Annotated in this window: 15 protein-coding genes; 9 read left to right on the top strand and 6 right to left on the bottom strand. The window is 38.6% G+C overall.

What is annotated here, in order from left to right; all coding sequences use genetic code 11:
* The first annotated feature begins 12 nt into the window (after positions 1-12).
* On the top strand, positions 13-1,569 hold the full coding sequence (locus NXS00_RS04095) for a GH3 family acyl-acid amido synthetase (RefSeq protein ID WP_258097840.1): 1,557 nt from the start codon (positions 13-15) through the stop codon (positions 1,567-1,569).
* The gene (locus tag NXS00_RS04090; protein ID WP_258097839.1) at positions 1,569-2,198 is read left to right on the top strand and encodes a LysE family translocator; all 630 of its coding nucleotides are present in this window, start codon (positions 1,569-1,571) and stop codon (positions 2,196-2,198) included. The genes NXS00_RS04095 and NXS00_RS04090 overlap by 1 nt, the downstream gene beginning before the upstream one ends.
* Positions 2,199-2,269: 71 nt before the next feature.
* Here NXS00_RS04090 and NXS00_RS04085 read toward each other — a convergent pair whose 3' ends face one another.
* Entirely contained in the window at positions 2,270-2,851 is a 582-nt protein-coding gene (locus NXS00_RS04085; RefSeq protein WP_258097838.1) for a T9SS type A sorting domain-containing protein, read from the bottom strand.
* Between the two features lie 131 nt (positions 2,852-2,982).
* Positions 2,983-3,555: a pentapeptide repeat-containing protein gene (locus tag NXS00_RS04080; RefSeq protein WP_258097837.1), complete on the bottom strand. Its 573-nt coding sequence runs from the start codon at positions 3,553-3,555 to the stop codon at positions 2,983-2,985.
* Positions 3,556-3,617: 62 nt separating this feature from the next.
* Here NXS00_RS04080 and NXS00_RS04075 point away from each other — a divergent pair, with 62 nt between their 5' ends.
* Entirely contained in the window at positions 3,618-5,327 is a 1,710-nt protein-coding gene (locus tag NXS00_RS04075) for a DUF885 domain-containing protein (protein ID WP_258097836.1), read from the top strand.
* A gap of 122 nt (positions 5,328-5,449) precedes the next feature.
* Positions 5,450-6,007: a DUF4136 domain-containing protein gene (locus NXS00_RS04070; RefSeq protein WP_258097835.1), complete on the top strand. Its 558-nt coding sequence runs from the start codon at positions 5,450-5,452 to the stop codon at positions 6,005-6,007.
* Here the strand turns inward: NXS00_RS04070 and NXS00_RS04065 are convergent.
* Genes NXS00_RS04065 through NXS00_RS04050 form a run of 4 tightly spaced genes read right to left on the bottom strand, consistent with a single transcriptional unit; the run spans position 6,004 to position 9,756 of the window.
* The gene (locus NXS00_RS04065) at positions 6,004-6,903 is read right to left on the bottom strand and encodes an aldo/keto reductase (protein ID WP_258097834.1); all 900 of its coding nucleotides are present in this window, start codon (positions 6,901-6,903) and stop codon (positions 6,004-6,006) included. The two genes, NXS00_RS04070 and NXS00_RS04065, sit on opposite strands and share 4 nt — an antisense overlap.
* Before the next feature lie 42 nt (positions 6,904-6,945).
* Positions 6,946-7,986, bottom strand: a complete 1,041-nt coding sequence (locus tag NXS00_RS04060; RefSeq protein ID WP_258097833.1) for a vWA domain-containing protein — start codon at positions 7,984-7,986, stop codon at positions 6,946-6,948.
* 2 nt (positions 7,987-7,988) lie between these two features.
* Positions 7,989-8,891 carry a hypothetical protein gene (locus NXS00_RS04055; protein ID WP_258097832.1) on the bottom strand — a complete coding sequence of 301 codons (903 nt, stop codon included), beginning with the start codon at positions 8,889-8,891 and terminating at the stop codon, positions 7,989-7,991.
* Positions 8,872-9,756: a DUF58 domain-containing protein gene (locus tag NXS00_RS04050; RefSeq protein ID WP_258097831.1), complete on the bottom strand. Its 885-nt coding sequence runs from the start codon at positions 9,754-9,756 to the stop codon at positions 8,872-8,874. The genes NXS00_RS04055 and NXS00_RS04050 overlap by 20 nt, the downstream gene beginning before the upstream one ends.
* Before the next feature lie 71 nt (positions 9,757-9,827).
* Here NXS00_RS04050 and NXS00_RS04045 point away from each other — a divergent pair, with 71 nt between their 5' ends.
* From NXS00_RS04045 to murQ, 5 genes are read left to right on the top strand one after another with little or no spacing between them, the layout of a single operon-like run.
* The gene (locus NXS00_RS04045) at positions 9,828-10,175 is read left to right on the top strand and encodes a DUF4296 domain-containing protein (RefSeq protein ID WP_258097830.1); all 348 of its coding nucleotides are present in this window, start codon (positions 9,828-9,830) and stop codon (positions 10,173-10,175) included.
* Positions 10,175-12,553 (top strand): endonuclease MutS2, encoded by a 2,379-nt coding sequence (locus tag NXS00_RS04040; RefSeq protein WP_258097829.1) that lies wholly within the window; start codon positions 10,175-10,177, stop codon positions 12,551-12,553. Before NXS00_RS04045 ends, NXS00_RS04040 begins: the two co-directional genes overlap by 1 nt.
* Positions 12,553-12,780 carry a cytochrome b5 domain-containing protein gene (locus NXS00_RS04035; RefSeq protein WP_258097828.1) on the top strand — a complete coding sequence of 76 codons (228 nt, stop codon included), beginning with the start codon at positions 12,553-12,555 and terminating at the stop codon, positions 12,778-12,780. The genes NXS00_RS04040 and NXS00_RS04035 overlap by 1 nt, the downstream gene beginning before the upstream one ends.
* Complete coding sequence (locus NXS00_RS04030; protein ID WP_258097827.1) at positions 12,777-13,601, top strand: hypothetical protein; 825 nt, start codon at positions 12,777-12,779, stop codon at positions 13,599-13,601. The genes NXS00_RS04035 and NXS00_RS04030 overlap by 4 nt, the downstream gene beginning before the upstream one ends.
* Positions 13,594-14,412 carry an N-acetylmuramic acid 6-phosphate etherase gene (gene murQ, locus NXS00_RS04025; protein WP_258097826.1) on the top strand — a complete coding sequence of 273 codons (819 nt, stop codon included), beginning with the start codon at positions 13,594-13,596 and terminating at the stop codon, positions 14,410-14,412. The genes NXS00_RS04030 and murQ overlap by 8 nt, the downstream gene beginning before the upstream one ends.
* Positions 14,413-14,505: the final 93 nt, after the last annotated feature.

Raw genomic sequence — 14,505 nt, 5'->3', positions numbered from 1 at the left:
AAGCAACTAGCTATGGCAATTTTAGGTACACTGCTCAAAAAAGGCATCACTTTGAGAGAAAGTTTGGAGCAACAATTTTCTTCTCCGAGCGAATTACAAAAGCAAGAACTGAGAAAACTCCTAATTCATTCAAAGCAAACTCAATTTGGAGAACATTACGATTTCGACGGAGTTTTAAAGTCTTTCAAAAGTGATGATTCGGATGAATTCTATGATGCATATAGAAGTTCAGTGCCAACTTTTGACTACAATGCCATATATGATCAATGGTGGCATCTGGCTAAAGATGGAAAGAAAAATGTTTGCTATCCTGGTAAAATAAAGTACTTCGCTTTGAGTAGCGGAACTTCAGGTGCTGCCTCTAAATATATTCCGATTACTCGTGATATGGTCAAATCTATTCGCAAAACGAGTATTCGTCAAATACTTTCATTATCGAGATATGACCTGCCTACTGACCTGTTTACCAAAGGCATCTTAATGCTTGGAGGAAGTACCAATTTGAGAAAAAGTGGGACTTATTTTGAGGGGGATTTGAGTGGAATTACGGCCGCACAAATACCGTTCTGGTTTCAGCATTTTTATAAGCCTGGTAAGCGTATCGCAAAAACATCAGAGTGGGGCGCTAAGCTTGATGATATCACTAAGAATGCTAAGAACTGGGATATCGGCATTATTGTTGGCGTGCCGGCTTGGTTGCAAATCTTAATGGAAAAAATCATCAAATACTATGAGGTGGAGACCATCCATGATATTTGGCCCAACCTAAAAATATTTGTCCATGGAGGAGTATCCTTTGAACCTTATAAAAAAGGGTTTGAAAAGCTGCTGAAATCTCCGTTGCTCTATTTAGAGACCTACCTGGCAAGTGAAGGATTTATTGCCTTTCAGGCTTTTCCAGATCGCAAATCCATGCGTTTGGTGATGAATAATGGAATTTTTTACGAGTTTGTTCCGTTCAATGATCAAAACTTTACAGAAGACGGAGAGTTAAAAGAGGGAGCTGAAACCCTACACATAGGTCAGGTTGAGGAGAATAAGGAGTATGCTTTGTTATTGACTACAAACGCTGGCACCTGGAGGTATCTTATCGGAGATGTTGTTAAATTTGCCTCTGTAAAAGAAGCGGAGATTTATATCATAGGTCGTACCAAGCATTTCTTAAGCTTGTGCGGTGAACACCTTTCTCTTGATAATATGAACAAGGCGATTGAGCTGGTAAGCGAAGAGCTCAATTTTGATGTTAGGGAGTTTACCGTAATTGGGGAGCCCAGTGATAGTTTATTTGGGCATCGATGGTACATTGGTACTGATGATCAAGTAGATGAGGCTTTGTTGGCTCAAAAACTTGATGAGCGACTAAAAGACCTCAACGACGACTATAAAGTGGAACGTGGACATGCATTGAAGAATTTTTCAGTACATGTGATGCCAACTTCTATTTTCTATGAATGGTTAAAGCTTCAAGGTAAGGAAGGGGGACAAAATAAATTCCCTAGAGTGCTTAAAAACGAAAAAGCTGTAGATTGGAAGAGTTTCCTGTCTGGGCTAAACGAAAACGTTCATTAATGCATCCATATTTAACCGGATTAATATCAGGATTAGTATTCATCTTTTCTATTGGGCCAGGGTTCTTTGCCTTGATCCAAACAAGCGTGCAGAAAGGATTCAAGAAAGCTATATTGTTAGCTATAGGTATTAGTTTGAGCGATATTATATACGTGGTATTATCCATTATGGGAGTGGCTTCTTTGCTTGATAACCCTCGGATTCGTTTATGGCTAGGAGTTATCGGGACTATTGTTCTGATCTTATATGGAGTTTACTCCTGGTTCAAAAAACCAAAGCTTTACAAAAACGAAATAGAAAATAAAAAAGACCTCTCGTATCTCAAATATCTTGTTAAAGGGTTTGTATTGAATGGGTTTAATCCATTGATTTTAATCGGATGGATTAGCATCATTGGTGTAATGGCTACCAAGTATGAGTTCACTTTTAATGCTCAGCTATCGTTTTTTGCAGGAATGCTTACCACCATATTTACTACAGATATCATCAAAGCGTTTATAGCTCATCGCTTGCGATCTTCAGTGACTCCTAAGAAGATATTGATCCTAAACAGATCTGTTGGAGTGATTTTAATTCTCTTTGGATTTCAAATGATCTATTTCCTGGTTGACAATTACATGATCAATTAAAAAATAAAGGTGCAGATGAGCACAGCCCAAAAGCACCTTGATATGAAGAGGATTTTCTTTATTTAGTCCGATTAGATTGATTTATAAATAGTTGATTTTTTACCAGAAATGATCATTTCTAAATCTACAGATTCGCTAATCTGAGATAGGTCAAAATTCTGAATAAAATTGATTTCACTCGTAATGGTTTTATCATAATAGACATGGCCTGCGGCGTCTATAATTTTGATTGAAACTGGGATATTTTCGTGATATACCTTTAAGCGAAAATTTCTATTACCTTCATTTCTTAAAAAGGCTGCTACATCTTCTTCATGAAGCGTGCTTACAAACACACTTTGTTCCAACGAAGAAATACTTGATTCTGCTTTTACCGTGTAATTGCCTTCACTCATGTTAGACATGTCTATTGGGAGGCTAAAGGATTTGTTAAAAGAAACCTTCTCAGCCACTAATAATTTTCCTTTTTCGTCGATGATTTTGAGTCTCACCACGCCCTTTTCATTAGTGACCATATCCAGCGAAAATTTGCTGTTGTCTGTCTTTGTAAGACTGATTTTGTTACTAGACGCTTTGTCGGAAGGATCCGTTTTTGACATGGCGGTTGAGCATACCAATGCCACTACAGCCATTGTTAGAATTGCCTTTTTCATTATTGTTTGAGTTTAGTTTTGATCTGCTTAAATGAACGGCAATCGATGATTTGAGGTCAATTCATGATATGAATGGTAGACCTAAAGTGATCTGCGGATGGAATGTTACATGTGTGGTAATATTGAAACGCTTATTTCAGATTAATGTTTAAGTGATTTATTAATCCAATTATATTATATCTTGAGAAATACGCCTTTTTTAAAATATTATTTTCCGGATTGATGCTGAAGTTGTTGGCGGTGGAGAAATTTGCGAGCGTAAGGTTGGAATTATTAAATATGGCTCCTTGTAAATCGGTCTCTTCAAAAACGGATTTCATCAGGTTGCAGTTTTCAAAATCAACCTCTTTGCATTCACAATGATCAAAAACAGTTTGCGAGATATTCAATCCATGAAAGGTAGAATAGCTAAGGCTACAACTCTTAAAGGACATCTGTAATAAAAATTCACGACAGTCATTAAAGTGAAGCCCGAGCATTTTGCAGTCTTTGAATTTGACATTTCTGAATGATGTGTCAGATAACTTCGCATTGCTCAAATCACATTCAATGAATACGCAATCAGCAAATACTTGGCTGGATAAGTTGACATGTTCAAAAGAGCACTGAACGAATTGGCAATCTGTGTATTCACCATTCTCTAACTCGTTTAATCGATAGTCAATGTTTTTAAAAATCTGGTCGTCGATGTATTCTTTGCTCATAGTTGATTGCCTCTTGATCGGTCAAAGATGCTTAGATTTAGAAAGACTAATTAATGGATTTCATGAAAAAGGTTATACTAATTTCTTTATTGTTGATAGCCAATAGTTTATCGGCTCAGGAAAATTTAGCGTTGCAACAAGTCATCTATCAAGTTGAAGAAATTAATCGAAAGTACTATTCTTTTGAGGACTACAAGGCGGGTTATCACTTTTTGACCGAAGATATGCTTCTTGCAAGATCAAAGGAGCTTCAAAAGCAATTTGATAAGCTCAATCAAATTCCAAAAGAACAACTTGGTCGTCAGGATCAGATTACTCATTCCACTTTACTGCTAAAATTGACTGACGAGATAAGCGAGGTAAAGTATAAGTCTTATTTAATGCCATTCAATGCAGAAGGAGGATTTTACAACGCAACCTCTTTTGCCATTGCCAGTTGGAAATTCAATTCTCCAGAGGATTTTTCTAACTACCAAAAGTGGGTGCTGTCTTATTTGGACTTTTTGGATTACAACAAAACACTTCTTATTAAAGGAATGAAAAAGGGGATTATGCGTCCTAAAGTCATTGTTGGGAACGCATTAAAGCTGATAAAGCCTTATCTAGTGAATGATTATCAATTAAATCCGTTTTTCGCCCCGTACCTGAAATTGAATTCGGAAAATTCTGAAGAGCTAAAGGAAGCAGGTAGACAGTTGATTGAGCAACACGTACGTCCAAAATATGAAGAGCTAGAGGTGTTTTTGAGGGATCAATACTTAGTTGCAGCTCCTCTAGAAGTCGGAATCTCCAAAATTCACAATGGAAAAGCTTACTATGAAGACAGGATAGCTTTCTATACCACACAGTCTATGTCACCTGATTTTGTGTATCAATTGGGTCTGCAAGAAGTTGCAAGAATCAGACAGTCAATGGATGCTATTATCTCTGACTTGGAGTTTGAAGGGAGTTTTAAAGAGTTTATAGGTTTTTTGCGAATAGATGCTCAATTCTATGCAAAGACACCTCAGGAATTGTTGAGTAGAGCCGCCTGGTTAAGTAAAAAGGCTGAAGGTCAACTTCCAAAGCTGTTTAAGCAGCTTTATCAATTGCCATTTACCGTGGAGCCTGTTCCTGCTTCAATAGCGCCTACATATACAGGAGGTCGTTATGTCCCTGGAAGTCGAAGTGATGATAGAGCAGGAATCTACTGGGTCAATACTTACGACTTGCCAAGCAGGCCTTTTTATACACTACCTGCATTAACCCTTCACGAGGCAGTTCCTGGTCATCATTTGGGTATGATGGTAGCTGCGGAACTGGCAGCCGATATTCCAGAGTTCCGAAAGAACTATTACATCAGTGCCTATGGAGAAGGTTGGGGATTGTATGCTGAATATCTTGGTGAAGAAATGGGGATGTATGAGACTCCTTATGAGTTATTTGGAAGGTACACTTATGAGATGTGGAGAGCGTGCCGTTTAGTCGTTGATGTAGGTATCCATTATAAAGGGTGGAGCAGGCAGCAAGCGTTAGACTATCTGGCAAATAATACAGCGCTCTCTCTGCATGAAGTAACCACTGAAATAGATCGGTACATTGGATGGCCAGGGCAGGCTGTAAGTTATAAAGTGGGAGAGCTAACCATTAAAAAGTTAAGAGAAACAGCATCTCTGGAATTGGGAGATAAATTCGATATTCAAGACTTTCATCAAATTATTCTCTCTAACGGGTCCGTTCCTTTATTTGAATTACAGAAGGAAGTGAGGTATTACATTGAGAAAAATCGATGAAATCAACGCGGAATAAGGGAATTGTAAAATGTTGTCATTTTCATTGAAAAAGCTATTAAGTTGTTAAATATATAATGAAATGATATTTAACTTATGGATATGTTAATATTAAAGACATATCTATGAAAATTAAGAAATTTACTTTTTCGCTTTTATTCACTACAACGGCGATGTTGTTGGTGGGCTGTTCTTCAAGTCAGTATGTCATGGACTCAGACTATGATGTTCACGGTAAATTCAAGGAATATAGATCATTTGCTTTCATGTCCAATAGCTATTCTGGGAATGGAGATTATGAAGAGCAGATAGTCAAAAACACATTGTTCAAGCGGCTGGTAAGTATGGGGTATAGGTACGATGAAGTCAGCCCTGACTTATTGGTTTCATGCAAATTCTTTTACCAGGAAACGAGAATGGTGGGATTTGAACAAAGCAATTTAAGTCATTGGTTGAAATATGAAGCTGGCGGCCAGGAACAGCAAAACCCAAAACATAAGAACTATTACAAACAGAAAGTGAACTTACCAGCAGACTCATATACCATATTCTTAGTAGACGCTAAAACCAATAGAATGATTTGGAAAGGATATTCTGGACAGCCTGAGCCATGGTCTCATGAACAGCAGTTAGTGGCTAGTATCACACGAGTAATGGATGATTATGCAGTAGTTGCGTATTAAATTCTATGCTGCTCGTAGATAGCTGGTTGTAGACAGTTTTGAAGTTCTTGGTATTCCTGTGTTGATAAACTTGGATTGAGGTTATCATTGACCAGGTTATCGAGTTGCTCCAATGTCCTAAAGCCAATTACTGCGGTTGTTACTGCTTGATGGTGTAAAACATACTGGATAGCACTTTGACCTTTGTTTCTTTGAGCTGAGCTAAGTTTCTCAAGGGTAGAGTTGATTTTCCTCACATCATCTGTAGAATGGTTAAGGAAGCCTGTTGCTGGTTTTCCAGCCAGTAATCCTTTGGCGAGTGCGCCTCTTACCATGAGCCCAATTTGATGCTCTTTTGCTAATTCCAGTACGTTTTCTTCTGGTCTTCTATCCAAAAGACTGTATTGCAGCATGTCACTGACGATGTCTGTTTCTGTTGCATAGGCATTGATTACATTCGGTCGGATGGATGATATACCATAATAGCGAATCTTGCCTTGTTCTTTTAGTAATTCAAAAGCTTCAATGATTTCATCTCTGTTATCATCAATAGTGCCTCCATGGAGCTGATAGATGTCGATGTAATCTGTTTGAAGGCGTTTTAAGCTTTTGTCAGCAGCATTGAGAATGTAATCTTTGCTAGTATTCCACCTCCAGGAAGAACCATCTGGAAGCCATTCATTGCCAACTTTTGTTGCTAGAATTACGTCAGTACGTATGGGTTTCAGACTATCACCAACAAGTAATTCATTAGCACCTTTATTATACAGGTCTGCTGTGTCGAAATAGTTGATTCCTCTCTCGTGTGCTGTCCGAAGAATGGATTCATTATTTACGGAATTAAGATCCAGAGACATGCATCCAAAACTAATCTCAGAAATGTTGAGGTCTGTTTTTGGAAGTTTACGGTAATTCATAATTGATGGCTTTCAGAATTAACCCATACAAAATGGAAAGGTTTAATCTGTCATTGCATTCGTAATGAAAGTAGACTTGGTAAGCATCCACAAAGCAAGAAATACTAATGCCCATCTTAAATAAATGGCATAGTAGTCTGTGGTGTCTTTGTATCGAGTCTCTTTGATCTCTGCTTTTTCCAACGCATCAATTTCGTCAAATACCTGCACCAACGCTTCTTTATCAGAAACGCGGTAGAAATTTCCATTTCCAATTTTGGCTATTTCTCTTAAGTTGGTTTCATCCAGGGTGTTTTCGACATATCTAGGTCTACCGAAAAAGTCTGTTCCAAAAGGCACTTTTCCTTCTTTCCCAATAGCAATGGTGTAAATCTTGATATCGTATGCTTGCGCTAACTGAGCAGCGGTAATTGGGTCAATATTTCCTGCAGTATTATCTCCATCACTTAAGAGAATCATTACTTTAGATTTACTGTCAGACTCTCTCAGACGATTAGTGGATACGGCTAAAGCACTACCAATAGCTGTTCCTCTGTTTTCAATCAAGTCGAAGGAAATATCATCGATGTAGCTATTAAGAAGCTCGTAATCCGTGGTTAATGGAGAGCGAGAGAAGGCATCTCCTGAAAATACTACCAATCCAATTCTATCCTGAAAACGACCCGCCACGAAGTTTCTAGCTACATCTTTTGCCGCTTCTAGTCGGTTAGGTTTAAAATCCTCGATTTGCATCGACTCAGAGATATCTATGGTCAGCATAATGTCGATTCCTTCACTCCATTGCTCTACTTGCTCATTGGTGGACTGAGGTCTTGCTAAGGCTACAATAACTAAAGCCAATACCAAATAGAAAAGAATGGGAGGTATGAACCTCAATATGCTAATTGGATCATTCTTAATGTCATTTTTAGTAAGAGCTATAGGTAGTCGATCTCTAAATTTGACCAGAATAACCCATCTCAAAATCAAAATAAGAGGAATGACAGCCAGTGCGTAAAACCACATAGGTTGCTCCCAATCAAATGATTTTAGTTTCGTCCATGAAAACCAGCTTAGCGAAAACCAATTGTCTAAAAACTCCATCCTTAGCTGTTTTTTATTTGATCGGTAATGACTGAGTAACGATGTTGAGTAAAGTCCTCAATGGCTTGGAAATCCTTATATAGGTTATCGTCAAGTTTGCCACCATACACACATCGGTCAATATTTTTCAAAGTGCCGTTCAGCTCATTGGTATACTCTAGAGCCATAATCTCCTTAGTTGTCAATTTGGTAAACGGACGTTGCTCCATTGTTTCAAGGAATGCTTTCCATTGGGTAATGGAAGCTTCAGCAATCTTTTGATTTGGACTTGATTTGAGTGACTTAATGTTATGAGAAAGCAATTCAGAGAATTTAAGGTATTCTTTTTTGAGCCTTCTAAGTTTGAATTCTTTTCTGATGCGTTTTCCGAAGACTAAGAATCCGATAATAATCAGAATTAAGAGCACACCTAAGACAATCCATATCAATGGATAATTGACCATGGTATCTACATCCTGATAATCCAGATTTGTTTTGAGGCTTAGAGTGTCCGCAGCTACAGGTAACATGGTGCTGAAGAAGATGGAGTCAAGATTTCCATCAATTACCACTGTATCTTCTTCACCTTCCACGATGAAAGCCGGAAGACTCAAATATTGAACTGCGTCTATTTCATAGCTTTCTAAAGAATAAACTGCAGAATCATAGACTATCCCATTATTTAACTGACTTGGGAAATATTTCTTGCCGTAAAACTCCCATGGAGTGAATGAATACAAGGTGTCCGGAAGAAGCAGGTCTATTGATTCTGGATATTGTGCTGTTAACCAGTAATCAATTTTTTCCCCGATTCTGACACTATCCTGAATAAAACCACCACGTACAGTGATTTGCTGTGAGAAGCCACTCAGAGATAATGTAATAGCTAATATGTAGAGTAAGAGTTTATCTTGGACGTTGCGCATTTGACTTGTTCCTGTGTCTAAACAATCGAACCAATTTAGGGACATAATCATCCCCAGTTTCAATAGATAGGTAGTTTACATCATTTCTTCTGCAGAAAGTCTCCAAATCTGAAGTATTCTTTCCATATGTTTTATTTAACACATTTCTGAAATGACTAGAAGAAGAATTGACCCATAACGTACGGCCACTTTCTTTTTCATACAATGGCACTATACCCAGGTTTGGCATTTGTGATTCTCGTTTGTCAAACAATTGAACCACCACGAGATCATGTTTTCTCGCCATGCCTTTTAGGCTGTGCATGTAATTTTCATCTATAAAGTCGGAGATTAAAAAGATGACCGCTCTTCGCTTCAATATGCCGAGAGTGGTTTTAATCGCCTGATCTAGATTCGTTTTTTTGGAAGCGGGCTTTAATTTGAAAATGCTTGAAAGCAATTCATAGGAATGCTTCATTCCCTTTCCTGGTTTAATATATTTCTCCTTTTGGTCAGAAAAACATAGTAAACCCACGGCACTACTTTCTTTCACTGCTGATAGTGCCAATAGTGCTGCAATTTCTTTTCCTGTATCTATTTTTTGACGTTTTGCAGACCCAATTTCTTGAGATGCAGAAACATCCAATAGGAACATTACCGTTTGTTCTTTTTCTTCAATAAAGGTTTTAACAAACGTTCCGTGCCCTTTTGCCGTTACATTCCAGTCGATGGTTCTTACATCATCGCCGTATTGGTAGGCTCTGACGTCATCAAACTCAAGACCGGAGCCTTTGAAGATGCTGTGAAAATCACCTTGCATCTGAGAGTTGATGGCTTTACGCACGCGTATTTCATATTTTCTCAGCTTTTTAAGGATTTCCTTCATGCAAAGTATTTTTGGCTTCTTACGATCCGATACATTTGTACAAAATTATACGAACACATAGACTTAAACTTGTGAGAAATTCTTTTTTTATAGTATTGGCTCTGTTAATATTCGTTAATTGCTCCAAAAAGCAAGCTCAGAGACCGCCAAATGTACTTACACGTGATCAAATGGTTCGGGTTCTGATTGATGTGCATATTTTGGAAGCTAAAATTAAGAAACTCTATTTACCTAGAGATAGCAGCCAGTTAATCTATAACCATTATGAGGGAATGCTGTTTGACGATTTGGGCATAACCAAGGAACAGTATGCCGAATCAACCGCTTATTACATAGACGAAATTGATGAGATGAAAGATATCTACAATCAGGTAGTAGATAGTTTGCTCGCTCGTCAGAAATTGAATAACGCTTATTAATGTTAGAATACCCTAAAGATATCCAGGAAAAGTTGGGAATGGATCAGGTGATAGATTTGGTGAGAGCCAAATGTAAATCTGATCATGGAGTTGAATTTCTGGAAAAAGTAAAGCCATCATCCAGAGTGGATGATATCTCCAAATGGCTAGATCAAACCAATGAGATGGTTCGAATTCTTTCATCAGGAGATAATTTGCCATCAAGAGACTTTCAGGATCTTAGAGTCTTTTTGAAGAAAATTAAAGTAAAAGGTACATTCCTGCAAGGTGAAGATTTTAGTCAGTTAAAATCGCTTTTAACCTTATTGTATCAGTGGACGCAGTATGTCAAGAAGCATCAGGACGATTATCCTCAGTTATGTTCCTTGACATATGGATTTATTGCGGATCAGGATCTAATTAAGGAAATTGAGCAAATAGTGGATGAGCGTGGTATTGTGCGCGATACAGCGAGTCCAGAATTAGCAGCAATCAGATCTTTACTCATTCAGAAAGAAAAAGCTGTAAGAACTGCTATTAACAAGGTACTTCGCAAAGCTATTCAGGATAAGTTGACTGATGAAGATAGTTCTGTAACCGTTCGCGATGGTCGATTAGTAATTCCACTAAAAGCTGAACACAAACGTAGAATTCAAGGCTTTGTTCATGATGAATCAGCTACCGGTCAAACGGTCTATTTAGAGCCAACCGAAGCACTTCAATTGAATAATGAAGTAAGAGAACTTCAGTATCAAGAGAAGCGTGAAATTGCTCGAATTCTAACTAGACTTACAGATTTGGTTCGTGAGTCGATGGAGGATTTGGAGAAAGGATCTTTCTTCATTGGGTTAATGGATTTCATCCATGCAAAAGCTGTTTTTGCTTTGGAGATAGAAGGTGTGAAGCCTGAGGTCACTAAAAATCCGGAAGTTAAGTGGTATCAAGCCAAGCATCCGCTGTTGTGGTTATCACATAAAGGTTCCGGTAAGCCAACTATTCCGCTTTCTTTGGAGCTCAACAGACAGTCAAATCGTATTTTGGTTATTTCTGGACCCAATGCTGGAGGTAAATCGGTTGCGTTGAAATCCGTTGGTTTACTCCAATACATGTTTCAATGTGGTTTTCTAGTGCCAGTTAGTGAAGCGTCTACTTTTGGAGTGTTCCGAAGTATTTTTCTAGACATTGGAGATACTCAGTCTTTGGAGAATGATTTGAGTACATATAGTTCTCACTTGACGGCCATGAAGTATTTCCAGGAGATGTCCGATCGAAATACGATGTTTCTGATAGATGAATTTGGTACTGGTACAGAACCTCAATTTGGTGGAGCCATTGCTGAGTCTATCTTGGGGCAGTTGAATGAGCGCAAGTCATTTGGGGTAGTAACCACACACTATCAAAATCTGAAAAAGTTTGCTGAAAACAAACCTGGTGTAGTGAATGGTGCAATGAAATACGATGTAGGGGCTTTAGAGCCACTTTTTGAACTGGAAGTAGGTAAGCCAGGAAGTTCCTTTGCATTTGAGATTGCTAAAAAGATAGGATTGCCAAAGCATATTATTGAAGATGCAAAAGGTATGGTCGGAACCAGTCAGGTGGATTATGAGCATCTATTGAACGCTCTAGAAAAGGAACGTGGTAAATATGAAAAGCTGACCAAAAAACTCGAAAGGGAAGAGAAGGAAGTTGCTTCTATTAAGACAGACTATGAAAGTCTGAAAGAGATGCTTCAGGATGAACAAAAGCGTCTGATTAAGGAGGCTAAGCACGAGGCTAAACGAATCGTAGAGGATGCCAATAAGCGCATTGAAAATACGATTAGAACTATTCAAGAAACGAAGGCTGATAAAGCCAAGACCAAGGCTCTTAGGGAGGACTTGGATAAATACAAGCAGGCTCAAGATAAGGCCATTGAAAAGGCTGCCACTAAGAAGAAAGATCTAGAGTTCAAAGTTGGCGATAGCGTCACTATCGATGGTCAGGATACCTCTGGAGAGGTGATGAATGTGAAGGGGAAGCAAGCTCAGGTGCGGTTTGGAAACATTATTTCGTTTATAGATGTGAAGAAATTGGCCAAAGCGAATGTTTCTCATCAGCAACAAGAGAAAAGGTCACGTCGCATTGGTGGGATGAACATGGTGGAGAAAATGACCCAGTTCAATGGTGAAGTTGATGTTCGTGGTATGCGAGCAGATGAAGCTTTATCGAAGGTAGATGAATACATTGATTCTGCTTTGTTACTCGGGACGGATCAGGTTCGGATTATACATGGAAAAGGACATGGTATACTTCGGGATGTGATCAGAACTCACCTCAAAGGGCATAGCAGTGTGGAGAGAGCAGTTGACGAGCATATTGAAATGGGTGGTAGTGGAATAACACTGGTTACATTCAGGTAATGACAGAATATACCAGGTCACAACTAGCACTTCGTAACGGTCAGGATCGGGACGAAATTTGGGTGGCTTATCAGGGAAAGATCTTTGATGTGACTCAATCCCGTCTATGGCGAAATGGCAAGCACTATGAGCATTGGGCAGGTCAGGATCTCACTGACGAATTAGTGGATGCGCCACATACAGAAAAAGTTTTTGAGAGAATGACTCAAATCGGGATTTTAGTATGATGGTAGCAATAGCTGATGCAGGCGGGACAAAGACTGATTGGAGAATCATCAACAATGGTGTGATCAGGCAGTTTGTAAGTGCAGGTTTCAATGCCTCTACAGATGCGTTGGAAGTACTCAAACAGTCTATTCCACAACAAATTCAGGAATTGGAATTCGATGAAGTTCATTTTTATGTTGCTGGAGGTAATGAGCAGAATAAAGAACGTTTAGTTAATCAAATTTCGAATATAATTACCTCCAAATTGGTGAATGTATATCCGGATACTTTAGCCGTAGCAAGATCGCTTCTTAATCATTCTCCAGGTTGGGTTGGAATATTGGGAACAGGCAGTGCTGCTATTCACTATAATGGAGCTACTTTGGATGATCGTAAAGCTTCTTTAGGTTATATATTGGGAGACGAGGGCAGTGGGATTGATATTGGTAGAAGGTTTGTTTCAGCTTATTTAAGAGGTCAATTTGATGTTTATTTAACAAAGCAGATAAGCGAAAATTTCCCTGAGTTTACCGAGGCGCAAGTACTTACTGAGGTATATCAGAATGGAGTTGCTAAGTCTTATTTAGGGCAGTTCGCTGAATTTATCGGCCAAAATCAAAGTCAGCCAGCCCTTTATCAATTAGTGGAGAATGCGTTTCATAATTATTTTGAAGGCTATTTTGGAAACAATTTGCCTGAAGAAATAAGTTTCTCAGGTTCTATTGCATTCAACTTCGGAAATATTTTGAATGCAGTAGCTAAAGCAAAATCAATTAGAATAAAAAGAATCATACAAAGTCCAATTGCAGGCTTAACTCTTTATCATCAAAATCATGTCTAGACTTCCAGATACCGAGAAGACCTCTCGATACGATCAAATAGAAGAAATGTCCACACTAGATGTGGTCACCAATATTAATCAGGAAGACCAAACTGTAGCTAAAGCTGTAGAAGTCGTATTGCCTAATGTTGCAGCTTTAATTGATCAAATAGCTGAGCGAATGAAAAGAGGTGGTAGGCTGTTTTACATCGGTTCTGGTACAAGTGGTCGTTTAGGAATTGTAGATGCATCGGAGTGTCCCCCGACTTTTGGCGTACCGCATGATTTGGTCATTGGAATCATTGCTGGAGGTGATGGTGCGATCCGAAAAGCTGTAGAATTTGCTGAAGATGATGAAAAACAAGCCTGGAAAGATATTTTACCATTTGAACCTGATGAAAATGATAGTGTGGTGGGTATTGCTGCTTCCGGGACTACACCTTATGTGATAGGTGGGGTAGAAGAAGCTAAAAAGCGAGGCTTATTAACCGGCGGTGTTGCATGTAGTAGTGGTTCTCCTTTGGGTGAGGCTGTAGACTTTCCAGTGGAAGTGGTTGTTGGTCCAGAGTTTATTACTGGTAGTACGAGAATGAAATCTGGTACCGCACAGAAGATGATTCTGAATATGATAACTACCGGTGTTATGATTCGTCTTGGTAGGATTAAAGGGAACAAGATGGTCGATATGCAGTTGACTAATAAGAAATTAGAGCAGAGAGGTGTGCGGATGTTGATGCATGAGCTTAGTATAGAGGAAGATACAGCTACAGAATTGTTGGAAAAACATGGAAGTGTTCGTGCTGCAATCGAAGCTTATGCTAATTTAATGTGAACAAAACAACATCAATGTTACGTAATTGTTAAGTATAAAATTTTGATTTTGAATCATTTTTCCTCTATTGATTTTGTTCATATTTCACTGAGA

Origin of the sequence: Marinoscillum pacificum (genome assembly GCF_024714495.1) — a bacterium.
GTDB lineage: Bacteria > Bacteroidota > Bacteroidia > Cytophagales > Cyclobacteriaceae > Marinoscillum > Marinoscillum pacificum.
Note: the sequence above shows the minus strand (reverse complement) of the source record. Positions and strands in the feature narration are given on the sequence as shown.

Excerpts from the sequence above, each read along its gene's own strand:
- NXS00_RS04095 (WP_258097840.1), top strand. The coding sequence starts at position 13 with ATGGCAATTTTAGGTACACTGCTCAAAAAAGGCATCACTTTGAGAGAA.
- NXS00_RS04090 (WP_258097839.1), top strand. The coding sequence starts at position 1,569 with ATGCATCCATATTTAACCGGATTAATATCAGGATTAGTATTCATCTTT.
- NXS00_RS04085 (WP_258097838.1), bottom strand. The coding sequence starts at position 2,851 with ATGAAAAAGGCAATTCTAACAATGGCTGTAGTGGCATTGGTATGCTCA.
- NXS00_RS04080 (WP_258097837.1), bottom strand. The coding sequence starts at position 3,555 with ATGAGCAAAGAATACATCGACGACCAGATTTTTAAAAACATTGACTAT.
- NXS00_RS04075 (WP_258097836.1), top strand. The coding sequence starts at position 3,618 with ATGAAAAAGGTTATACTAATTTCTTTATTGTTGATAGCCAATAGTTTA.
- NXS00_RS04070 (WP_258097835.1), top strand. The coding sequence starts at position 5,450 with ATGAAAATTAAGAAATTTACTTTTTCGCTTTTATTCACTACAACGGCG.
- NXS00_RS04065 (WP_258097834.1), bottom strand. The coding sequence starts at position 6,903 with ATGAATTACCGTAAACTTCCAAAAACAGACCTCAACATTTCTGAGATT.
- NXS00_RS04060 (WP_258097833.1), bottom strand. The coding sequence starts at position 7,986 with ATGGAGTTTTTAGACAATTGGTTTTCGCTAAGCTGGTTTTCATGGACG.
- NXS00_RS04055 (WP_258097832.1), bottom strand. The coding sequence starts at position 8,891 with ATGCGCAACGTCCAAGATAAACTCTTACTCTACATATTAGCTATTACA.
- NXS00_RS04050 (WP_258097831.1), bottom strand. The coding sequence starts at position 9,756 with ATGAAGGAAATCCTTAAAAAGCTGAGAAAATATGAAATACGCGTGCGT.
- NXS00_RS04040 (WP_258097829.1), top strand. The coding sequence starts at position 10,175 with ATGTTAGAATACCCTAAAGATATCCAGGAAAAGTTGGGAATGGATCAG.
- NXS00_RS04035 (WP_258097828.1), top strand. The coding sequence starts at position 12,553 with ATGACAGAATATACCAGGTCACAACTAGCACTTCGTAACGGTCAGGAT.
- NXS00_RS04030 (WP_258097827.1), top strand. The coding sequence starts at position 12,777 with ATGATGGTAGCAATAGCTGATGCAGGCGGGACAAAGACTGATTGGAGA.
- murQ (WP_258097826.1), top strand. The coding sequence starts at position 13,594 with ATGTCTAGACTTCCAGATACCGAGAAGACCTCTCGATACGATCAAATA.